Here is a 21,431-nt window from a genome sequence, read left to right as displayed (position 1 = left end):
CGCGGACAAAGGGCCAGCCATGGGACCGAGGAGTTACAGGGTATGAACGCGATCACGGATATTCCGCAGGGCACCGACCTGCGCGCCGAAATCGACCGGCTGCGCAAGGAGCGCAACGCCGTTATCCTCGGCCATTATTACCAGTCGCCCGAGATCCAGGATTTGTCGGACTTCGTTGGCGATTCGCTGGAATTGTCGCGCAAGGCGGCGGAGACGGACGCGGACGTGATCGCTTTTTGCGGCGTGCGCTTCATGGCGGAGACGGCCAAAATCCTGTCGCCGGAAAAGATCGTCGTGCTGCCGGACATGGATGCGGGCTGTTCGCTGGAGGACAGTTGCCCGCCCGCCCAGTTCAAGGCGTTTCGCGAGGCGCATCCCGATCATATTGCGCTGAGCTACATCAATTGTTCGGCCGAGGTGAAGGCGCTGTCCGACATCATCGTGACATCGTCATCGGCCGAAAAGATATTGGCGCAGATCCCCAAGGACCAGAAGATCATCTTCGGTCCCGACAAGCATCTGGGCGGATACCTCAAGCGCAAGCTGGGCCGCGACATGCTGCTGTGGCCGGGCGTGTGCATCGTGCATGAGGCGTTCAGCGAGACGGAATTGCTCAAGCTCAAGGCCCAGCACCCCGACGCGCCTATTGCCGCGCATCCCGAATGCCCGCCCTATATCGTCGACCATGCCGATTATGTCGGATCGACCAGCGGCATTTTGGACTTCGCCAAGACGATGCCGGGCAACACGCTGATCGTCGCGACCGAACCGCATATCATCCACCAGATGGAAAAGGCGGTGCCGCACAAGAATTTCATCGGCGCGCCGGGTGCGGACGGCAACTGCAACTGCAACATCTGCCCCTATATGGCGCTCAACACGATGGAGAAGCTGTATCTGTCGCTGCGCGATTTGCAGCCGCGCATCGAGATGGACGAGACGCTGCGCGTGGCTGCGAAGAAGAGCCTGGACCGGATGCTGGAGATGGCGAGCGGGACTGTGGGGCAGGGGGATGTAGGGGCGAGGGATGTGGGCGCGCGGTGAGGCGCGTCAGCCCCGATATGCGAGTCCCTGTTCGCTGAGCAGGGGCTTGTGCCACAATGTCTCGCAAGGGAAAGTGATGAAAGCGGGATCGCGGGTCACCAGGACGAGTCCTTCCAATTCGGCTTGCGCCGCGAGCATGCGATCGAACGGATCACGGTGTAGCGCCTCATAAGCACCGGCGTGCAGGCCATGGCGCATCGTCAGGTTCAATTGCCTGAAATCCGCATCCGCGACCGCCGCTTCATAGCGGTCGAGATAGGGGAGGAGTTGCGGCAACTTGCCCAAGCGCGCCTTGGTCGCGATTTCCCAGGCGCTGACGCTGCTGACAAAAATCTGGTCGGCGCCGCTTTCGATCATCGAATCGACGGTGTCGGGCAGCAGGCGCCGGTCCGTCCACCACCAGATCAGCACATGGGTATCGAGCAGCAGTCTCAATCGCCATGCCCCTCCCACAGGCGCAATTCTTCGTCCGGCAATGGATCGAAAATCTCGTCGCCGACCGCGAACAGTCCAGCAAACTGACCGCCCCGCCGTTTGGGTCGGGCCTGCACGGCGTCGATCGGCACCAATTTCGCATAGGGTTTGCCTGCCTTGGCAAGGATGATTTCCTCGCCGGCATGGGCGCGTTCCAGGAGTTTGGAAAAATGCGTCTTGGCTTCATGAACATTGATGATCGCCGTCATTCCGAAGATATGGACTTAGTCCATGGACTAAGTCAAGTGAGGAATCAGGTTGCGGCGCGTCGGGCGGCGGGGCTAGAGGATGGGCCATGACCTTCACGCTTCCTGTCTTATCCCTCCCCGGCTTCGACCTCGCCGCCTTCGTCGCTTCCACCTTGGCCGAAGATCTTGGCCCGGGCGGATGCGACGTCACCAGCGAGGCGGTGATTCCGGCCGATGCGGTGTTCGACGGGGTGATGGACAGCCGGGACGACGTGACGCTGGCGGGGCTGCCGGTCGCGGTCGCGTTCTTCCGCGCGCTCGACCCCGACGTCGCGATCGAATTGCTGGCGCAGGACGGCGACCGGGTGGCGGCCGGGACCGACATCATGCGGATCAGGGGCAAGGCGCGGGCGATGCTGACGGCGGAGCGGTCCGCGCTCAACAGCGTCCAGCATCTGACCGGCATCGCGACGATGACGCGGGCCTATGTCGATGCGATCGACGGGACGGGGGCGACCCTGCTCGACACGCGCAAGACCATACCGGGCCTGCGCGTGCTGGAGAAATATGCCACGCGCATGGGCGGGGCGACCAATCATCGCATGGGGCTGTGGGACGCGGCGATGATCAAGGACAATCATGTCGCGGTCGCCGGATCGGTCGAGGAAGCGGTGCGCCGCGCCGTGGCGGCCGGGGTCGCCAGCATCATCGTGGAGGTCGACCGGGTCGACCAGATCGAACCGGCGCTGCGCGCGGGCGCAACCCATTTGCTGCTCGACAATATGGATGCGGCGACGCTGCGCGGGGCGGTCGCCCTGGTGGACGGGCGCGTGCCGACCGAAGCGTCGGGCGGCGTCACGCTGGAAACGATCCGCGCGAAGGCGCAGACCGGCGTCACTTATATCAGCGTCGGGCGGCTGACCCAGTCGGCGCCGGCCGCCGACATCGGACTGGATTTCGCTTATGCTTAAGATGCTGCTGCCGTTGATCGCGCTGGCGACGCCCGGCATCGCCCTGGCGCAGGCCAATCAGTGCCGCCTGCCGGACGTCATCGCCCGGCCGCGAATCGAGGGGCCGACGGCCGAAGACCCCAAACGCGTCCTGCCGATCGGCTATTACACGCTGGCGGTCAGCTGGACCCCGCAATATTGCAAGACGTCGCGCGGGGGCGCGCGCGATGCGTTTCAGTGCCAGTCGGACAACAGCTTCGCCTTCACCCTGCATGGACTGTGGCCTGACGGCTATGGCGAGCAATGGCCGCAATATTGCAAGGCCGCCGGCATTCTGCCGCGCAAGGTGATCCGCGATCATCTCTGCGCGACACCGTCGGTCCAGCTGATCCAGCATGAATGGGTCAAGCATGGCACCTGTATGCCGACCAACCCGACTGCCTTCTTCGCCCTGTCGCGCAAGCTGTATCATGCGCTGCGCTATCCCGACATGGCGGAACTGGCGCAGCGCCCGACCCTGTCGGCGCGGGCTTTCGCAGAAGCCTTCGCGGCACGGAACAGGGGCATGGTCGCCGACGGCATTCGCCTGAACGTCACCCGCGACGGATCGCTGAGCGAGGTGTGGATCTGCATGGACCGCAAATATCGCTACATCAGTTGCCCGCCGCAGCAGGGCGGCGTCAGGGACCGGGCGCAACTGCGGATCGAACCGCCGCGCTGATCCCTGGAGTATCGTGCGGGAAAGTGGGAACCGGTTTTCCGCTAAAAGCGATGCGAAAACAAAAAACTAGAGCGTGCGACTTGCGTCCGATCAAACGCAGCGCGCTTTAAGGGCTGTGGGGATTTAGGATTCCCCTTTTGCTGGAGTTGTGATTCACACTCTGGATGGATCGCTTTGTACTGACGGACGCCCAATGGGCGCAGATGGAACCGCACTGTCTGGGCAAGATCACCGACCCCGGACGCAGCGGCAGAAACAACCGGCTGTTCGTGGAGGCAGTGCTGTGGATTGTCCGCACTGGAAGTCCATGGCGCGACCTACCGGCGATGTTCGGCAATTGGAGCACGGCATTCCGCCGATTTCGCGATTGGCGGGAAGCCGATGTTTTCAAGCGGATTTTCGATGCTCTGTCGGATGAACCCGACATGGAATACGCCATGATCGATGCCACCATCGTCAAGGTTCACCGGCACGGCCAGGGCGCAAAAGGGGGACTCAGAGCCAGGCCATTGGTCGTTCCAAAGGAGGCATGACGACCAAGATCCTGGCTTTGACCGATGCGCTGGGCAACCTTGTCCGCTTCCGCTTGATGCCCGGCCACCGCTTCGACACGGTTGGCGTTGCTCCACTCATCGACGGCATCAAGTTCGGCGCACTGCTCGCTGACAAGGCTTTCGACAGCAACGATATCGTCGCCGATCTCAACGAGCGGGGTGCAAAAATCGTCATCTCGCAGCACCCGCGACGCGCCAGACCCATCCCGCTCGACGCCGAAATGTACAAGTGGCGCCACCTCATCGAAAACTTCTTCTGCAAACTCAAGGAATTCAAGCGTATCGCCATGCGCGCCTGCAAAACCGATCGCAGCTTCGAGGCCATGATCCACCTCGCTGCAGCCGTCATCAATTCCCGGTGAATCCCCACAAGCCTTAGAGCGATTTCCACTCAAACGGAATCGTGTGACGGTTAAGAAATCGCGTCAAACCAATAAATTAGAGCGGCTAATCCAACGCAGTCGGGTCACAGGCCGCTCTAGCCGTCGATCGTCACCGTCGCGGGATGGTGGCGGTCGAGATGCTTGCGAATGATGCGCAGATTCTTGGTGTTGGACTTGTAGAGAAAGTCGAACAGGTCGCCCGCGAAGGGGATGGCGCCGACCAGCGTATCGACGCCGACATTGGCGGCCATGCGGGTAATCTGCCATTTCGACATGCCCAGGTTGCGGGCTTCCCACACGATCCACGCGCCCATAGCCGCGGTGGCGAGGTCGCCGACGACGGGGACCAGCCCTACCAGGCTGTCGAGGCCCACCCGATATTTGGTGCCGGGGATGACGAACAGGCCCTCCAGCACCGCCTCCATCGCTTCGATCCGGCGGCGGATCGAGGCCGGGTCACGGCCGAAACCCGGTAGTTCCCGCGCTAGCCGGTCGAACTGGTCCTGCGAAATCGCCATCGTCTCTGTCTCCTCGCCCCGTTTGCGACGGGGGCCTGATCCCTATACGCACGCAACGCCCAAGCGTTCATCGCACGCATGATCCAATCCCTAATTGGTGGTGCGGAAGAGATGGTTCAATGGGTGACGCGCGCGCGCGGAGGGTTGGAAGCCGGTGAGCCGCTTGGCCACCAGCGACCAGCGTACCGGCGCGCCGAGGGCAATATAGCCGTCATGCGCGACCATCTGCGCTTCGGCTTCGGCGATGCGGGCCGTGCGTTCCTCGGATGAGCTGGAGAGGCTGGCGGCCTGAAGCTGGGCATCGGCGACGTCGCTGCAATGGATTTTGCGGGCGCAGCCGATACGGCCGAGATACCAGAGGGCGCTGTCATAGGCGGCGACTTCATCGATCAGGCGCAGGTCGGCATCCGCATTGATCGCGACGCGCTGTGCGGGCAGACCGATGGCGGCAAGGTCGCGCTGCAGCAGGCCGAACAGCAGCGTGGCGCCGGGACCGGCCGGCAGGGCGATGCGCAGCGGTGGTGGTGCGCCATTGTCGGCGCGCCAGCGGGTGACGCTCGCCCCGGCCTGCGCCCGTCGTTCGTCCAGCGACAGCGCCGCCCAGGCCGGATCGGTGGGGGTGCGGCCCAGATCCATCGGATCGGGCAGGATGCGCTCGCTGGTCGCCCAGCCGCCCAGCGGGAACAGGGCGGGCAACTGGCTGCGGTCGATCGTCATGTTGATGGCGGCGCGAATCGCGGCGTCGTCCAGCAGCTTGCCCCGGCCAGTGACGGCCAGGCCGAGCAGGCCGCGCACCGGATCGACCCGCACATTGTCGCGATCGATCCCGGCCGGCACCAGCAGGGGCAGGTCGGTGAAGCGGCCGCCCAGCACCAATGCGGCATCGCGTTCGCGAAAGCGGATGATCGCCAGCGCGGCGCGTTCCGCGCGCAGGACGCGGGTCTGCCAGGGTGGAACCGGCTCGTCCGCCGCCGCGTCGTCGCCGCTGGCGCGGTCGATCGGAGTGAGGACCAGCGCATTGCCGCGCGCGGCGCGACGATAGGGGCCGGTGCCGCCGTCGCGCGACAGCACCGCCATCTGCGGCTGGGCCAGCATTTGCAGCACATAGGGGCGCGGTGCGGCCAGGCGAATCTCGATCACCTCGCCGGTCATCGGCACCACCGCCTGCACCGCGTCGAGCGGGCCGTCGGGATCGAGTCGCCGCAGCGATTCGATCCGCGCCATCAGCATCCGGGCGACATCGGGCGCGGTGACGCGCGCGCCATTGGCCCAGAAGGCGCGGCGCAGGCGAAAAATATAGCTGCGCCCGTCATCCTCGACGATCCAGCGCTGGGCCAGCGCCGGCAGGACTTCGCCGCCCGCGTCGAAGGCGACCAGTCCCTGCGCGGTCGCCTCCAGGATCAGCTTGGCGCCGGGGTCGGGCAGGGCGGCCAGCGGTTTCGCAAAATCGTCGCGATTGCCCACTACGCTCACCACGACGGGATCGTGGCCCTCATCGGAACAGCCACCCGCCAGCAGGCACAATATCGCACCGACGACCAATGACGGCTTTCTGACGGGAGGGCGGGCGCGCGTGAACATGGGACAAGGAGTAGCCTGCGATGGCCGCCCCGCCAACCGGGGATCACCGCCACAGCCATGTCATAAAAGTGACATGTCAAAGACGCGCAGTTGTCACGAAAAATTCATACGGGCTTGGCGAGACAGGAAGGGGAAATCGATGCGTCCCATATTGCGACCGGTGATGGGCCGACTGGCCGCCGGCACCGCCATCGCGCTGGCGATGGCGCCCGCGCCGCTGTGTGCGCAGGCGATCAGCGCCGCGGAAGCCGACGCGTTGCGCGCCCAGATCGCCGCGCTGAAGGCGCAGGTCGATCGGCTGGAGGCGCGGCTGGACAGCGCGCCGGCCGCGCCCGCGCCCGCGCCCGTTGCAGCATCGGCCGCCCCGCCTGCGCAGGTGGCGCAGGCCAGGCCGGCGAGCGACAGCGTCATCGGCTGGAAGGGCGGGCCGGTGTTCAGCAAGGGCGCCGCCAGCTTCCATGTGAAGGGCCGCATCCAATATGACGCCGGGCTGCTGATGACCCCGGACAGCATCACCGATCGCGCCAAGGGCTATTCCAACGAACTGCGCCGCCTGCGTCTGGGCGGCGAGGGGCAGTTGGGCGGTGGATTCGGCTACAAGCTGGAGCTGGAGCTGTCCGACAACAGCGTCGATCTGGTCGACACCTTCATCACCTATGAAAAGGGCAAATGGCTGGTCACGCTGGGCAATCACAACAGCTTCCAGTCGCTGGACGAACTGATCGGCGATACCGGCGGATCGGTGATGGAGCGGGCCGCCTTCACCGACGCGTTCGGCTTCGAGCGGCGGCTGGGTCTGTCGGCGCAATATCGGTCGGGCATCGTGCTGGCGCAGGCGGGTATCTTTTCCGACAGCGCGGATTCGCTGACCAACGATGCCGACGGGGCCGATGGCGGAGACGAAAACAACAGCTATGGCGTCGATGGCCGGGTCGTGCTGGCGCCCAGGTTCGGCAAGACGCAGTTGCATTTCGGCCTGTCCGGCCATTGGCGCGATTTCCAGCGGCTGGCGGAAAATCCGCAGCGCTATCGCCAGCGCGCCTATCTCCACAGCGCCAACAGCCGGTTCCTGGCGACGGCCAATATTCCGGCCGACGGAGAAAGCCATTATGGACTGGAACTGGCCGGCGAGCGCGGGCCGCTATGGTGGGCGGGCGAGGCCCACTGGCTGCGGGTTTCGCGGCCGGGGCTGGCCGATCCCACCTTCTTCGGCGGCTATGGCGAGGTCGGCTATGTCCTGACCGGCGAAACGCGCGGCTACAAGAACGGCATCTTCGGCATCGTGAAGCCCGACAGCCCGGTCGGCAGCGGCGGCTGGGGTGCGTTGCAGGCGACGGTGCGCTACGATTATCTGAGCCTCAACGACAAGGATATCGTCGGCGGCAAGCAGAACGGGATCATCGCCGCGCTGGTGTGGACGCCGGTCGAATATCTGCGTTTCAACGTCAATTACGCCCATCTGGATTATACCGACGCGGCGATCCTGGCCGGTGGCAAGAGCGATTATGGCGTCGATGTCATCGGCTGGCGCGCGGAACTGGATTTCTGACGCCCGCGGACCGAAACAGGCAGGTATCTCCCCCCGCCGCGCCTGGGTTCATCCCAGCGCCCGCGCTACCACCAGCGCATAGATGCGCGTCAGGTCATGCAGATCCTGCACCGCCACCGCCTCGTCCAGCTTGTGCATGGTCGCGTTGTTCAGGCCGAATTCCACCACCGGGCAAATCCGCGACAGGAAACGCGCGTCGGACGTGCCGCCGGTGGTCGACAACTCCGTCTCCACGCCGGTCACGTCGCGGATCGCGTCGCGCACCAGATCGCTGAACGCGCCCGGCGCGGTCAGGAAGGATTCGCCGCTGATCTTGGCTTCGACTATGCCGCCCTCGGTCGCCGCCAGCCCCTTGATCCGCTCGATCAGCGCCGCGCCGCTATGCTGGTCGTTGAAGCGGATGGAGATGCGCGCGGTCGCCGCGCCGGGGATCACATTATGCGCGACATTGCCGACCTCCAGGTCGGTGATCTCGATATTGCTGGGCTGGAACCAGTCGGTCCCCTCGTCCAGCACCTCGGCTTCGATCGCCGTCAGGATGCGCACCAGTTTCGGGATCGGATTGTCGGCCAGATGCGGATAGGCTACATGCCCTTGCGACCCGGCGACCCTGATCCACATATTGACCGACCCGCGCCGGCCGATCTTCACCACATCGCCCAGCCGCGCCGACGATGTCGGTTCGCCCACCAGGCACAGGTCCGGGCGCAGGTCGCGCGCCTGCATCCGGTCCATCAGCGCCAGCGTGCCATAGACGGCCGGCCCTTCCTCGTCCCCGGTGATGATCAGGCTGATCGTGCCCGGCAGGTCGTCTGGCAGCGCGTCCAGCGCTGCGACGAAGGCGGCGATCGACCCCTTCATGTCCACCGCGCCCCGCCCGTAGAGCAGGTCGCCGCGAATTTCCGGCGCGAACGGATCGCTGGTCCAGCCCGCGCCCGGCGGCACCACGTCCAGATGTCCGGCAAAGGCGAAATGCGGTCCCGCCCCGGTGGTGCGCCAGGCCAGCAGATTTTCCACCGGCCCGTCGGGCGCTTCGCCCACGGTGAAACGATCCACGGTAAAGCCGCGCGGGACCAGCATCGCCTCCAGCGCAGCGAAGACTTCGCCGGTGGCGGGGGTTACGGACGGGCAGGCCAGCAGGCGCCGGGCCAGTGCCACCACATCGTCATTGGTGCTGGTCATGCTCATCCTGCCGCGTTAGCGAAAGCCATGCGGGTTGGCCAGCTTTTGGGGGCCAGCCCCAAGAGGACAGGCCACAGGAGGACCGGCCCATGCCACGGATCGACCTGGACAGCATCGCGCAGACGAACAGCACCGGCTATCCCGCCGGCCATGCGGCTATCGTCGACGGGCGATGGGTGCGACGGCTCGGCCCCGCCCACGGTCTCAGCGATTTCGGCGTCAGCCATGTCGTGCTGAAACCCGGCGCGGCGTCGTCCCAGCGCCACTGGCATGAGGATGAGGACGAGTTCGTGCTGATGCTGGCGGGAGAGGCCGTGCTGGTGGAGGAGGGCAAGCGCACGCCGATGACGGCCGGCGACATGGCGGCTTTTCCGAAAGGCGATCCGAACGGCCATCATCTGGTCAATGAAAGCGCAGCCGATTGCGTGTTCGTCGCGTTCGGCCGTGTGCCGACGGGGGATTGCCATTATCCCGATATCGACCTTCTCTGGTCGGGCGGGGCCTACCGCCACAAGGATGGGAGCAGCTATTGACGATGCGGATGGACCGGCGCGGTGCGCTGACCGGAATGGGCGCGATGCTCGCGGCGATGAGTATATCGGCGCGCGCCGCGCCTGCTGCCCTGGTGAAGCCGCCGCGGCTGCGCGCGGGCGACATGGTGGGCCTGATCGAGCCGGCGGGGTTCAGCGACGACGCGTTCGACCTCGATCTGGTCAAGGAAACGATCCTCGCCATGGGGCTCAAGCCCAGGGCCGCGCCGCATCTCGCCGGGCGCTACGGCTATCTGGCCGGGACCGATGCGGATCGGGCGGCGGACGTCAACGCGATGTTCGCCGACCCGCAGGTCCGGGCGGTCTTCGCGGTGCGCGGCGGCTGGGGCTGCGCGCGCATCCTGCCTCGGCTCGATTTCGCGGCGATCCGTAAAAATCCCAAACTGCTGGTCGGCTTTTCGGACATCACTGCGCTCCATCTGGCTTTCGCCGCCAAGGCGGGCTTCACCACCATCCACGGCCCCAATGCCGCGAGCAGTTGGGGAGCGTTTAGCTGGGACGCCTTCCGCGCGGTCGCCTTCGACGCGGCGACGCCGACCTTTTCCACCCCGGTCGGGCATGACGATCGGCTGGCGCAGCGCACGGGGCGCATCCGCACCTTCCGCCCCGGCGTGGCGCGCGGGCGGCTGCTGGGCGGTAACCTCACCGTGCTGGCGGCGCTGATGGGCACGGCTTATCTGCCCGATTTCACCGGCGCGATCCTGTTCATCGAGGATGTGAGCGAACAGCCCTATCGCATCGACCGGATGCTGACCCAGCTATCGCTGGCGGGGATATTGGGCAAGCTGGCGGGCGTGGCCTTCGGCCAATGCACCGACTGCGGGCCGGGCGGCGCCAGCTATGGCGGCTTCACCCTGTCGGAGGTGCTGCAACAGCATCTGGAGCCGCTCGGCATCCCCGCCTTTCAGGGCGGCCAGTTCGGTCACGTCGCCAACCAATATAGCCTGCCGCTGGGTGTGGCCGCGGAAATGGACGCGGAAGCGGGGACGATCAGGCTGCTGGAGGCGGCGGTCAGTTAGGCGGTCTGAAAATCCTCCCCAGGCCTTTGGCGCAGGGAGGACCAGGGCTGCCTATGGTTTCACGCCATCCAGCGCCGCCACGGTCCCGCTCCCCGCCGGTTCGCCCTGCATCCCGGCCGCGACCTTCTCCGCCGCCGCCATCACCCGCAGCACATTCTCGCCGACCAGCTTGGCGATATCCTTGTCGCTCCAGCCCCGGCGCATCAGCTCGGCCAGCAACGCCGGATAGGTCTGCACCCCGCTCAGTCCCTGCGGCAGCGATCCCACGCCGTCGAAATCGCTACCGATGCCGACATGGTCGACGCCGGCCACTTTGGCGATATGGTCGATATGGTCGGCGACCTGCGCCAATGTCACCACCGGCTCGGGATTGGCCTTTTCCCACGCCGCCAGCGCCGTCTTCGCGCCTTCGGGATCGCCGATATAGAGGCCGCCAAAGGGCGGTGCATTATAGCGTGCGACTTCCGCACTGCGGGCCGCGCTCCAGATACGGCGCGCTTCCGACACATATTGCGGCGCATAATTGACCATCACCACGCCGCCATTGGCGGCCACCTGCGTCAGCACCGCATCCGACACGTTGCGCGGCGTGTTGCAGATCGCCCGCGCGCTGGAGTGGGAGAAGATCACCGGCGCCTTGCTGACCCGCAGCGCGTCCAGCATCGTGCCCTCGCTGACATGGCTCAGATCCACCAGCATCCCCAGCCGGTTCAGCTCATGCACCACCGCCTCGCCGAACGGGGTGAGCCCGTCATGCTGCGGATTGTCGGTCGCGCTGTCGGCCCAGGCGATCGTGCGGGCGTGGGTCAGCGTCAGATAGGAAGCGCCAAGCTGGCGATAGCTGCGCAGCACCGCCAGGCTGCCGTCGATCTGGCCGCCGCCCTCCACGCCCAGCAGCGATGCGACCCGTCCCGCCTTGTGCGCGGCGCGTAGCTCCGCCGCCGTGGTGACGAAGGCGAAGTCGCTGGGGTAACGGCGCGCAAAACTATGGGCCAGGTCGATCTGCTCCAGCGTGTCCTTGACCTGCTGCAGTTCGGGCAGGTCGGCCGACACCCAGACCGACCAGAATTGCCCGCCCACGCCGCCCGCGCGCAGCCGTTCGATATCGGTATGGAAGGTCGCCGGGTCCAGCCGGTCGAGCGCCATCGTCCAGCGTCCTTCCTTGGCCTTGTCGGCCAGCGCTTCGGGCCAGTCGTTATGGCCGTCGATCAGGGGGGTGGCCTTCAGCACCTTGGCGACCCGATCCACATAGGGATCGGCGGCGTGGACGGCGGGGGCGGCGAGGAGGAGCGGCAGCAGGGCCAGGGACAGGCTTTTCATGGGGCGGCAAGCTAGGGCCGCGCCATCGCAAGTCAATCTCCCGCCGGATGCCATAATCGATGCAGAGGGCTTTCCCCTTCCGCCCCGTCTGCTACTCCTTGGCCAGAATGATGATCGATCCGCTCGTCCTGCTGCAGGCCTATTCCATCGGCGTCTTTCCCATGGCCGACGACCGCGATGCGGACGAGGTCTATTGGGTCGAACCCAAGCGGCGCGCGATTCTGCCGCTCGACGGTTTCCACCTGTCGCATTCGCTCTCCAAGACGATCCGCCGGGACCATTTCCGGGTCAGTGCGAACCGCGCCTTTGCGCAGATATTGGCGCTCTGCGCGCAGGCCGCGCCCGATCGCCCCTCGACCTGGATCAACCATCAGATCGAAGCCGCCTATCGCCACCTGCATGAAGCCGGCTTCGCCCATTCGATCGAGATATGGGAGGGCGACGAACTGGTGGGCGGCCTCTATGGCGTCGCCATCGGTCGTGCCTTTTTCGGCGAATCCATGGTGTCGCGCCGGACCGATGCGTCGAAAGTGGCGCTGGCCTGGCTGGTCGCGCGGCTCCGCGTCGGCGGCTTCACCCTGCTCGACTGCCAGTTCATGACCGATCATCTGCGCACGATGGGCGCCGTCGAAATCAGCCAGCGCGACTATCTTCAGTTGCTGGGCGCGGCGGCCGGCGGCGTGGCGCTGGGGGCCGGGGCGGGCGCATTGTCGCGCGGTTCGGGCGTGGCGGCCGAACGGGCGTTTGCGCCGCTCGCGGGCGATGCCGTCACGGGCTCGCCCTTGGCGCCCAGCTTCACCGTCTCCGGCCCGGTTTCGGGCCAGGCCATTGCACAGCTTCTGACCCAGACGTCATAGATCGGGTGCTGCACGACATTGCGGTCAGGCCGTTCGCGGAACAGCCAGCCGGAAAAATTGCGCCGCCATTTGCCGTCGGCGCTGCTGCGCACGTCCAGTTGGATGAAGGCGCCGGTTTCCTGCACATTTTCCCAGGGCGCGCTGGTTTCGCACGCCTGTAGCCGCACGATCGCGTCGCCCACGCGCAGCGCTTCGCCCGGCTTCATCGTCAGGTCGCGGGTCAGGCCGTTGCGCTTGTTGAGCAGGCCGACGACGGCGGTGCGTTCCGCCATCGGCGTGGTGCCGGGCAGGGCGGTGCCGGCGACCGACCGGATCGGCGATCCTTCGACCTTGACCGGGCCGGTCTGGTTGCCGTCAGGCACATCATTCTTGCCGCACGCGGCCAGAGCCAGCGCGCAGGACAGCAGAGGCGCGTACAACAGGATCGGCGGGACGCCCCCCGCCGGACGCCGGCTCATGCCGCGTCGGGGCTCCACGCCTCATAATCGCCGGTCGCCTTCTGGCGCTGGCCGCCCTTTTCGAGCGCGCCCGACGGGCGATAGGCGTGGGCGGTGCCAGTGGCGTTGGGGGTCGATTCCAGTTCCCAGATGCGCGGCGGCGGCAGGAAGCTTTCGGGCGCACCCTCGATCGAATGATGCAGCCAGCCATGCCATTCGGCGGGCACGCGGCTGGCGTCGTTGACGCCATTATAGATGACCCAGCGGCGCGTCAGGCCATTGGGGTCGATGCCGCCCTGATAATAGATATTGCCCTGATGGTCTTCACCGACCTTGCTGCCCTTGCGGGAGGTGAAGAGAGCGGTGCCGATGGTCGCGCCATCCCACCAGGTGAAGATCTTGCCGAGGATTCCCATGGGCCAAGCGCTTAGCCGCTGCGACGGGCGCGGGCAAGGAGGATATGGCGCTATCGGGGCGCGGCCGGACAGAAATTGCGGTCGGTCGTGACCTTGCCGCCCGGCACCGCGCAGCCGCCCCAGTGGACGACATCGCCTTCCGCGATGCCCAGCTCCGCCGCGCGCCCGCCGCGCAGTTCCAGCACGGCGGCGACGGGAATGCCGGCGGACACGGGGATGCGCGAATAAGGTTCGGCGTTGGCCTTCAGAAACGCGATCGTCCCGTCGGTATGGATGAACAGCATGTCGAGCGGGATCAGCGTATCCTTCATCCAGAAGCTCGCGGTGCGCGGCGGGTCCATCGGGAACAGCATCCCCCCGTCGGCGGCCAGTTCCTTGCGGAACATCAGCCCCTTTTCCTGTTCCTGCGGCGTGGCGGCGACCTCGACGTCGAACCGATGCCCGCCCTTGGCGGTCGAGATGACGACCGGCAGCGCGGCGGTGTCGGCCTGCGCCTGCGCGCTATTGTCGGCAGCGGGCTTGGGGCTGGAACAGGCGGCCAGCAGGCCGAGGACGAGAAGGGCGGGGAGGCGGATCATCATGACTGCCTAATGCGATTCGCGGCCGATGGGGAGGGTATTGACGGTCAATGTGCTGGGGGAGGGGAGTAGCTGCAAGCGACCAATCGCGGTCATTCGGCGTAGCAATTTCGCTTCTTAGCTGCCGACCGGCGGCTTCCCCAAGCATGCGAGGCTGGGCCCCTTGCGGACTGGCATCTGTGGATGGCTCCCGCGTTGCAAGCATAAAGTGATGATCTGGCCATTGGTCGGGTGCAGTCGTCTGTCCGGCCTGTTGATGCAGTCGGTGAGACCGCTGGCCCTCATGGTGTCCGCGAACAAGGTCCGATCGGCTTAGCAGGCTATGCGGCAGCGGCCTGGTGATCCTAGCGGCGATGTATCATCTGCTGAAAGGCACCACGGGATAAGAGCAGGGCTTCGGCCCTGCTTTTTTCGTCAGCCCATATGGACGCGAATTATGCCGAACCCTATGAAAAGTTATGCAGAATAGGGGGGGTATGATGTTACGTAAATTTTCGCGCACTGTGACTACGCCAATCACCATCTCGCCTGAGTTTTTTCGAGGGCTGCGCCGCGTTATGGCAGAGATGCAAGCGCTATCTGTCTCTGCCATACGGACTTATTCGGGGGTCACTGAAGAAGAGTTCAATCGTGCTGCCGGAACCGATCAAGTTGGTTTCAGCGAAGATCGTGGAGCCAAGATACGTGAAGCCCGAATGCTCATCGCCGATTTCGAGGGTGGGTCATATTCTCTCGCGTTCGCGAATGGCTCTACGATTGAAACCAACGACTTAGATCAAGTCGAACTGTTGCTTGCGACCGAACATTCCATACCGACAGAATTCGCATTCTCTCATGGAAAGCATGGAGTGCTGAGGTTGCGAATTAACATCGGAAAATTCCTGCTCAAAGTGATAACCTATGACATTGAGGGAACTGATGTGCATGTCAATCATATGCGTACCATGCTCGACAATTTAATATCTGGTTCAAAAACTGATTATCCATTCTTTTTTAGCAAGTGGCACTCAAGGATATTCGGAGTTGTGCTTTTCTGCGTATTTGTAGCATCTTTTATGCTCTGCGTTTACTTTACAAAAAGTGGAACTAGCTCGCGGAAGATTTACGCAAATCTGTTTCCAATTTACTTATGCATCATGCCGCTTGCGATCTTTTTCATAACAGACAAATACGCAAAACTATTCCCCTCATTAAAATTTGATTATGGACGCAGCAGCAAGGATGCCTCCGAAGCGAGAACCGTGCTGCTCTGGGTGCTTGGTGTTGTTTTGATCCCTGTGGTTTTAGGAATCGCGATCCCATTGCTGTTACCGACGCCATCTCCAGCGGCTAAAGCGGAAACCAAGTAATCACAGCCACCGCAACCTGAACAGCGATCCCTCGCCATCATCGGAGAACTCGATCCAAAACGATCGCCCGAGGACATCGCAGATGATCTCCCAGGGTTCGCGCAGGTTTTCGAGGCAACATTCCTGCATATCGTGACGCCGGGTCAGGCGGGTAAGGTCTGTTTCATATCGCAGTGCTCCCAAGAGGCGACGTTCCGCTCTCCACCCTTTTTGCCATTCAAAGATAAGCCGATATCGTCACGTCTCCGCGCCTCCGCGCGAAAAAAATCTAATCGTGCGGAGAACGCGGAGATAAAGCGGAAAGAGGCCTCCGGTCGTTTTCGCGCTGTTGAGAGGGCATGAAAACTACGGCGACCTTCCAACCCAAAATCCCTCTTCCAATGTAGGATTTCATCTGATTTATCCTTGTCGATGGAACCGCACCCCACCGCCAATCCGCCCGCGCCCTGCGCGTCCATCGCGACCGACCCCATCCGCTGGACGCCCGACAGGCAGCGCCGCTTCCTCACCAGCCTGCTCGCCACCGGCAATGTGACGCAGGCGGCCCGCGCCGTCGGCATGTCGCCCGCCAGCGCGCATCGCCTGCGCCGCCGCCTGGCCGGTACGCCGTTCGACCGGACCTGGGCCAATGCCCTGGCGCTCCATGCGCAAAGCCTGGCGGATCCCTTCGGCGCTGATCCCACCCGACCCGTGACCCGACAGCCGCGTGGCTGATGCGCGGGCGGCGCGCGATCCTGACCCGACAGGGACGCGACTATGACCCAAGGGGCGCGTCGCTATGGCCTCACCGGCGCTTGACCGACGCTTCGTCCTGTCTTTCGCGCGCGAAATCATGCCATCAACGGTGTGAACTTCGCGCCCATGACCCGGTTGTGACCCCGATCTATTCCTCTTCCGCCGCCATCGGCTCCCCCGGCGGGGCATCGACCCAGCGCCGTGCGACGGCATAATCATGACCCGCGCGCAGAAACGCCGCGATCGCCTTCTCCCGCTGCTTGGGGTCAAGCGGCCCGGTCGCATAAGGGCCGACCCGCTTGCGCCGGGCGAAGCGGTCCGCCGCCGCCCAGGCTTCGGACGCGATCTGCGCATCGGCCTGTTCGCGATCCTCCTCCGCGATCCCCGCCGCGCGCAGTTCCTCGCCGATGCGCCGCGCGCCATAGCCGCGCCGAGCCAGCGCCCCGCTCTTCATCACGGCATAGCCGGCATCGTCGATATAGCCCAGTTCCCCGAAGCGGTCGGCCAGCCCTTCCGGGTCAGCGGGCTGTTCGCCGCCCCAGCCGCGCTCCTTGATCTTGCGCTTGAGATAGGCGAGCAGCTTGCCCCGGCTGGTGGCGAAGCGGGCGACATGGCGCAGCGCCATGTCGCGCAACGCGCTTTCATCGAGCGGTGGAGGGAGGCGTTTGCCGGTCATCATGATGCAACATGCGACATGCGCCATCTTTATGCCACAGTCGGGCCGGAATTTCACCGCGCCTTGTCGGCTATGAGTGCATGCTGGAATGCAATATCCGGTGCATGTCGCAGTCAAAGATGATAGCGGCCGCGCCTTCACGATTTTTATGACATTGGGTGAAACCAATATGACGGGTTCGCAAGAGATGATGGCACCGACGCCGACCACCGATGATCTGCCGCGCCGCTTCTCCGATTTCGGGACGCTGGGCGAAGCGCTGGACTATGCGGCGCAGGGCAAACGCGGCCTCAATTTCCACGATGCGCGTGGCAATCTGGCGCGGCCCTATCCGTTCAGCGAATTGCGCGCCGACGCGCTTGCCTGCGCCCACCGCCTGATCGCCCATGGCGTGAAGCCGCAGGACCGCGTCGCCCTGGTCGCCGAAACCGGCGCCGATTTCGCCATGCTCTTCTTCGGCATCGTCTATGCCGGCGCCTGGCCGGTGCCGCTGCCGCTGCCGACCAGCTTCGGCGGCAAGGAAAGCTATATCGACCAGCTCAACGTCCAGCTTTCCAGCTGCGACCCGATGCTGTTCCTCTTCCCCAAGGAACTGGAAGAAATGGCCGGCGAATCCGGCCGGCAGAAATCGGTCGAAAGCATCGCCTTCGAGGATTTCATCGCCCGCGACGCGTCGCCCGTCGACCTGCCGCAGGCGCGCACCGACGAGATCGCCTATCTTCAATATAGCAGCGGCTCGACCCGCTTCCCCCATGGCGTCGCGGTGACGCATCATGCGCTCCTGTCCAACCTGTCGGCGCACAGCCACGGGATGCAGGTGCAGGACAGCGATCGCTGCATCAGCTGGCTGCCCTGGTATCATGACATGGGCCTGGTCGGCTGCTTCCTGTCGGTCGTCGCCAACCAGGTGTCGACCGACTATATGAAGACCGAGGATTTCGCCCGCCGTCCGCTGGCCTGGCTCGACCTCATCAGCCGCAATGAAGGCACCTCGATCAGCTATTCGCCGACCTTCGGCTATGACATTTGCGCCCGCCGCATCTCCAGCCAGACCAAGGCGGAGGACCGGTTCGACCTGTCCCGCTGGCGGCTTGCCGGGAATGGCGCGGACATGATTCGCCCCGACGTGATGCAGAGCTTCGTCGATGCCTTCGCCGATGCGGGGTTCAGCCCCAAGGCCTTCCTGCCCAGCTATGGCCTCGCCGAAGCGACGCTGGCCGTGACCATCATGCCGCCGGGCGAGGGGATCATCGTCGAACTGGTCGAGGAAACCGACCTGTCGGGCGGCGACGCGACAGAGGGGCGTCCCCAGCGCTTCCGCTCGATCGTCAATTGCGGCAAGCCGGCCAAAGACATGATCGTGGAAATCCGCGACGAGGATGGCGGCCTGCTGCGCGAGCGCCAGATCGGCAAGGTCTGGACCACCGGTCCCAGCCTGATGGTCGGCTATTTCCGCGACGAAGCCGCGACCAAGGCGTGCATGGCGGATGGCTGGCTCGACACCGGCGACATGGGCTATCTGAGCGACGGCTATCTCTACATCGTCGGCCGCGCCAAGGACATGATCATCATCAACGGCAAGAATCACTGGCCGCAGGATATCGAATGGGCTGTCGAGCAACTGCCCGGCTTCAAGCAGGGCGACATCGCCGCCTTCGCCATCACCACGCCGGGCGGCGAGGAAGCGCCCGCGGTGCTGGTCCATTGCCGCACGTCGGACAATGAAGAACGGTCGCGCCTGCGCGACCAGATCCGCGAGCGGGTCCGCGCCATCACCGGCATGAACTGCGTCGTGGAACTGGTGCCGCCACGCACCCTGCCGCGCACCAGTTCGGGCAAACTCAGCCGGTCGAAGGCGCGCAACCTCTATCTGACCGGCGAAATCCGGCCCTATGATATCGCCGCCTGACACTCGGCCCGATCGCGATATCCTCTCGGCCAAGGTTACCGATTGATAACCCATGACTGCTAACCCGGTCATGTGGGTAGCAAGCAGGACCAAGCCGTAGAACCGGACCGCCAGGCGCGCGCGTCGCTGCGCGCCATGGCGGGCCTTTCGCCCGTGAAGGACGAAGCGGGCCTGCGCGTGCTGGAGGCCCAGCTGCGATCCGCCGACAGCGTGGCCATCCTGCGCCATGGCATGAATATCTGCGGCTTGCTGTTTCTGTGGGAGGTCTTTTCTCATTGCTGCTCGCCGGTTCTGCTGGGCGGGTGGAGCGCGGCGCTGATCGCCGCGACGACCATCGCCCTGCTGCTCGACCGGCAACGGGGGCGCGCGAAGAATATCGGCCTGTCGCCATCCGATCTGCGGCGGCATGGGCTGGGGGGATTGTTGCAGGGGCTGGTCTGGGCGGCCTGCATGGTGCTGGTGTCGCGATCCGGCCAGACTGCGGAACTGGTGGCGCTCTGGACCCTCATCAGCTGCATCATGGTCTGCGGCGCGATCAGCTATGCGGCGACCCCGCTGTCCGCCACTGCCTATTTGCTACCCTGTATCCTGGGTCTTTTCGCCATGTTCGACCAAGGCGGCCAGATGCCGTTGCGGGCGCTGGCGACCAGCTACGCCCTGTCGCTGCTGGCCGGCTGTTTCATCTATGCGCGCACCTTTGCGCGGCAGCACAGCACGACCGCGCAACTGGCCGAAAAGAGCGAAGTCGTCAGCCTGCTGTTGCGGGAGTTCGAGGGAGGGGGATCGGACTGGCTGTGGCAGACCGACGCGCTGCGGCGGATCAGTGGCGTTTCCGGCCGTTTCGCCGAAACGATGGGGATGCAGCCGGCGGAGCTGGAGGGAGCGCCGCTGGTGCAAATGCTGGCGGGCAGCGGTTGGGACGACGGCCGGTTCGCAGCCGGCCTGCACAGCCTGGCCGACTATTTGAAGCGGCGCGAGAGTTTCAGCAATCTGCTCCTTCCGGTCGAGGTCAAGGGCCAATGGCGCTGGTGGGAGCTGTCGGCTTCGCCCCGCCACGATGAAAACGGCATTTTCCAAGGGTTCCGCGGGGTCGGGTCGGACGTGACGGCGCAGCGCGAATCGGCCGACAAGATCGCGCAGCTCGCCCGTTTCGATCCGCTCACCGGCCTGCCCAACCGCAGCCATCTGCGCGAGGTGCTGGACCAGTCGATGGACGCGGCGAAAGGCCGCTCGCCCGGCTGCGGTTTCCTTATGATCGATCTCGACCGCTTCAAGTCTATCAACGACACGCTGGGCCATCAGATCGGCGACAAGCTGTTGAGCCAGGTGGCGCGGCGGCTGCGCCAGGTCTGCGCGACCGACATATTCTGCGGCCGGATCGGCGGCGACGAATTCGCCGTCATCATGCCGGATGTCGCCGATAGCGCGGCCATCCCTCGCCTGTCGTCGGCGATCATCGGGGCGCTTTCCGCCCCCTATCAGATCGACCAGCATATGCTCTATGTCGGCGCATCGGTCGGATCGGCTTTGTCGCCGATGGATGGCCGCGCGTCCGAAGCCCTGATCCGCAGCGCCGACCTCGCCCTCTATCGCGCCAAGGATGAGGGCGGCGGTGTGCATTGCGCCTATGAGCCGCGGCTCCACGCGCAGGCGGAGGAGCGGCGGCAGCTGGAGCTGGCGCTGCGCGAGGCGCTGGAAAAGGATCAGTTGCACGTTCTCTATCAGCCCGTAGTCGATGCCGACCAGGGCGTGGTGCTGGGGTTCGAGGCGCTGGTGCGCTGGACCCATCCACAACTGGGCGTCATATCGCCGGTCAAGTTCGTACCGGTGGCTGAGGAAGCGCGGCTGATCGCGCCGATCGGCGAATGGGTGTTGCGCACCGCCTGTATGGAGGCGGTGACCTGGCCGGACGATATCCGGATCGCCGTCAATGTCTCGGCCGAGCAGCTGACCCATCCCAGCTTCGTCGCCGCGGTCGTGTCCGCGCTGGCGCAGAGCGGGCTCGACGCGCGCCGGCTGGAGCTGGAGGTCACCGAAAGCGTATTCATGAACGAGGATGCGGGCGCGCTCAAGGTGCTGGACCAGTTGCTCAGCCTGGGTATCCAGCTCTCGCTCGACGATTTCGGCACCGGCTATTCCTCGCTGGGCTATCTCAGCCGTACCCGGTTCAACACGATCAAGATCGATCGCAGCTTCGTCGTTGGCGCGTCCAAGAATACCGCCGAAAGCCTGGCCATCATCCGGGCCGTGGTGACGCTGGCCGAAAGCCTGGGCATGAGCACCACGGCCGAGGGCGTGGAGACCGAGGCCGAATTGCAGATGGTCCGGCGGCTGGGCTGCAAGAAGGTGCAGGGCTATTATTTCGGTCGGCCGATGCTGCCCCAGGACGCGGCGCGCCTGTTTCCGAAACCCCAGCGGGCTGCCATCGGCTGACGCCGCT

At 64.9% G+C, this 21,431-nt stretch carries 21 protein-coding genes and 1 pseudogene; 12 read left to right on the top strand and 10 right to left on the bottom strand.

Annotation, left to right across the window (positions count from 1 at the left end; genetic code table 11):
- Nucleotides 1–42: 42 nt before the first annotated feature.
- Entirely contained in the window at nucleotides 43–1,044 is a 1,002-nt protein-coding gene (gene nadA, locus SBA_RS18485) for a quinolinate synthase NadA (RefSeq protein ID WP_224549676.1), read from the top strand.
- Between the two features lie 6 nt (nucleotides 1,045–1,050).
- Here nadA and SBA_RS18480 read toward each other — a convergent pair whose 3' ends face one another.
- Both SBA_RS18480 and SBA_RS18475 read right to left on the bottom strand, forming a co-directional pair.
- The gene (locus SBA_RS18480; protein WP_261935456.1) at nucleotides 1,051–1,479 is read right to left on the bottom strand and encodes a type II toxin-antitoxin system VapC family toxin; all 429 of its coding nucleotides are present in this window, start codon (nucleotides 1,477–1,479) and stop codon (nucleotides 1,051–1,053) included.
- A complete protein-coding gene (locus SBA_RS18475; protein ID WP_224549678.1) occupies nucleotides 1,476–1,727 on the bottom strand; it encodes a type II toxin-antitoxin system Phd/YefM family antitoxin in 252 nt (83 codons plus the stop codon). Before SBA_RS18475 ends, SBA_RS18480 begins: the two co-directional genes overlap by 4 nt.
- Nucleotides 1,728–1,813: 86 nt before the next feature.
- On the opposite strand from SBA_RS18475, the gene nadC reads away from it, so the two are divergent.
- The 3 genes from nadC (at nucleotide 1,814) to SBA_RS18460 (ending at nucleotide 4,293) form a co-directional block, all read left to right on the top strand.
- The gene (nadC, locus tag SBA_RS18470; RefSeq protein ID WP_261935455.1) at nucleotides 1,814–2,677 is read left to right on the top strand and encodes a carboxylating nicotinate-nucleotide diphosphorylase; all 864 of its coding nucleotides are present in this window, start codon (nucleotides 1,814–1,816) and stop codon (nucleotides 2,675–2,677) included.
- A complete protein-coding gene (locus SBA_RS18465) occupies nucleotides 2,670–3,377 on the top strand; it encodes a ribonuclease T2 family protein (protein WP_261935454.1) in 708 nt (235 codons plus the stop codon). The genes nadC and SBA_RS18465 overlap by 8 nt, the downstream gene beginning before the upstream one ends.
- Nucleotides 3,378–3,541: 164 nt before the next feature.
- Nucleotides 3,542–4,293, top strand: a protein-coding gene (locus SBA_RS18460; protein ID WP_261935108.1) for an IS5 family transposase whose coding sequence is annotated in 2 segments (ribosomal slippage) — nucleotides 3,542–3,872 and nucleotides 3,872–4,293 — 753 coding nt in all. Because the reading frame shifts where the segments join, the coding sequence is not laid out codon by codon here.
- A 116-nt stretch (nucleotides 4,294–4,409) separates the two neighbouring features.
- Here the strand turns inward: SBA_RS18460 and SBA_RS18455 are convergent.
- Nucleotides 4,410–4,832 carry a DUF4112 domain-containing protein gene (locus SBA_RS18455; RefSeq protein ID WP_224549683.1) on the bottom strand — a complete coding sequence of 141 codons (423 nt, stop codon included), beginning with the start codon at nucleotides 4,830–4,832 and terminating at the stop codon, nucleotides 4,410–4,412.
- 90 nt (nucleotides 4,833–4,922) lie between these two features.
- Entirely contained in the window at nucleotides 4,923–6,413 is a 1,491-nt protein-coding gene (locus SBA_RS18450; RefSeq protein WP_261935453.1) for an ABC transporter substrate-binding protein, read from the bottom strand.
- A gap of 139 nt (nucleotides 6,414–6,552) precedes the next feature.
- Here SBA_RS18450 and SBA_RS18445 point away from each other — a divergent pair, with 139 nt between their 5' ends.
- Nucleotides 6,553–7,962 (top strand): OprO/OprP family phosphate-selective porin, encoded by a 1,410-nt coding sequence (locus SBA_RS18445; protein ID WP_261935452.1) that lies wholly within the window; start codon nucleotides 6,553–6,555, stop codon nucleotides 7,960–7,962.
- Between the two features lie 48 nt (nucleotides 7,963–8,010).
- Here SBA_RS18445 and dapE read toward each other — a convergent pair whose 3' ends face one another.
- Nucleotides 8,011–9,150, bottom strand: coding sequence for a succinyl-diaminopimelate desuccinylase (dapE, locus tag SBA_RS18440; RefSeq protein ID WP_261935451.1), 1,140 nt, complete (start codon nucleotides 9,148–9,150; stop codon nucleotides 8,011–8,013).
- An 83-nt stretch (nucleotides 9,151–9,233) separates the two neighbouring features.
- On the opposite strand from dapE, the gene SBA_RS18435 reads away from it, so the two are divergent.
- Both SBA_RS18435 and SBA_RS18430 read left to right on the top strand, forming a co-directional pair.
- Nucleotides 9,234–9,677, top strand: a complete 444-nt coding sequence (locus tag SBA_RS18435; protein ID WP_224549689.1) for a cupin domain-containing protein — start codon at nucleotides 9,234–9,236, stop codon at nucleotides 9,675–9,677.
- A 2-nt stretch (nucleotides 9,678–9,679) separates the two neighbouring features.
- The gene (locus SBA_RS18430; protein ID WP_261936794.1) at nucleotides 9,680–10,714 is read left to right on the top strand and encodes a S66 peptidase family protein; all 1,035 of its coding nucleotides are present in this window, start codon (nucleotides 9,680–9,682) and stop codon (nucleotides 10,712–10,714) included.
- A gap of 51 nt (nucleotides 10,715–10,765) precedes the next feature.
- Here SBA_RS18430 and SBA_RS18425 read toward each other — a convergent pair whose 3' ends face one another.
- On the bottom strand, nucleotides 10,766–12,034 hold the full coding sequence (locus SBA_RS18425) for a dipeptidase (RefSeq protein WP_261935450.1): 1,269 nt from the start codon (nucleotides 12,032–12,034) through the stop codon (nucleotides 10,766–10,768).
- Between the two features lie 107 nt (nucleotides 12,035–12,141).
- Between SBA_RS18425 and aat the strand changes: the two genes are divergently transcribed.
- The gene (aat, locus tag SBA_RS18420; protein ID WP_224549691.1) at nucleotides 12,142–12,891 is read left to right on the top strand and encodes a leucyl/phenylalanyl-tRNA--protein transferase; all 750 of its coding nucleotides are present in this window, start codon (nucleotides 12,142–12,144) and stop codon (nucleotides 12,889–12,891) included.
- A 35-nt stretch (nucleotides 12,892–12,926) separates the two neighbouring features.
- Here the strand turns inward: aat and SBA_RS18415 are convergent.
- The 3 genes and pseudogenes from SBA_RS18415 to SBA_RS18405 form a co-directional block, all read right to left on the bottom strand.
- Nucleotides 12,927–13,097, bottom strand: a pseudogene (locus SBA_RS18415) (DUF2155 domain-containing protein); the annotation flags it as partial.
- Nucleotides 13,098–13,345: 248 nt separating this feature from the next.
- Nucleotides 13,346–13,744 carry an NADH:ubiquinone oxidoreductase subunit NDUFA12 gene (locus SBA_RS18410; protein ID WP_261935449.1) on the bottom strand — a complete coding sequence of 133 codons (399 nt, stop codon included), beginning with the start codon at nucleotides 13,742–13,744 and terminating at the stop codon, nucleotides 13,346–13,348.
- A 50-nt stretch (nucleotides 13,745–13,794) separates the two neighbouring features.
- The gene (locus tag SBA_RS18405) at nucleotides 13,795–14,322 is read right to left on the bottom strand and encodes a DUF192 domain-containing protein (protein ID WP_261936793.1); all 528 of its coding nucleotides are present in this window, start codon (nucleotides 14,320–14,322) and stop codon (nucleotides 13,795–13,797) included.
- Between the two features lie 476 nt (nucleotides 14,323–14,798).
- On the opposite strand from SBA_RS18405, the gene SBA_RS18400 reads away from it, so the two are divergent.
- Together SBA_RS18400 and SBA_RS18395 are read left to right on the top strand one after the other, a co-directional pair.
- Nucleotides 14,799–15,671, top strand: coding sequence for a hypothetical protein (locus SBA_RS18400; protein ID WP_261935448.1), 873 nt, complete (start codon nucleotides 14,799–14,801; stop codon nucleotides 15,669–15,671).
- A 411-nt stretch (nucleotides 15,672–16,082) separates the two neighbouring features.
- Nucleotides 16,083–16,385, top strand: coding sequence for a terminase small subunit (locus SBA_RS18395; RefSeq protein WP_261936792.1), 303 nt, complete (start codon nucleotides 16,083–16,085; stop codon nucleotides 16,383–16,385).
- 169 nt (nucleotides 16,386–16,554) lie between these two features.
- On the opposite strand, the gene SBA_RS18390 is transcribed toward SBA_RS18395, so the two are convergent.
- Complete coding sequence (locus SBA_RS18390) at nucleotides 16,555–17,082, bottom strand: regulatory protein RecX (protein WP_261936791.1); 528 nt, start codon at nucleotides 17,080–17,082, stop codon at nucleotides 16,555–16,557.
- Between the two features lie 148 nt (nucleotides 17,083–17,230).
- Here SBA_RS18390 and SBA_RS18385 point away from each other — a divergent pair, with 148 nt between their 5' ends.
- Nucleotides 17,231–18,991 (top strand): fatty acyl-AMP ligase, encoded by a 1,761-nt coding sequence (locus SBA_RS18385; protein WP_261935447.1) that lies wholly within the window; start codon nucleotides 17,231–17,233, stop codon nucleotides 18,989–18,991.
- 135 nt (nucleotides 18,992–19,126) lie between these two features.
- Nucleotides 19,127–21,424, top strand: coding sequence for a putative bifunctional diguanylate cyclase/phosphodiesterase (locus tag SBA_RS18380; protein WP_315975816.1), 2,298 nt, complete (start codon nucleotides 19,127–19,129; stop codon nucleotides 21,422–21,424).
- Nucleotides 21,425–21,431 lie beyond the last annotated feature (7 nt).

It is taken from the genome of Sphingomonas bisphenolicum, from assembly GCF_024349785.1.
Taxonomy (GTDB): domain Bacteria; phylum Pseudomonadota; class Alphaproteobacteria; order Sphingomonadales; family Sphingomonadaceae; genus Sphingobium; species Sphingobium bisphenolicum.
This window is presented reverse-complemented; position numbering and strand designations above follow the sequence as displayed.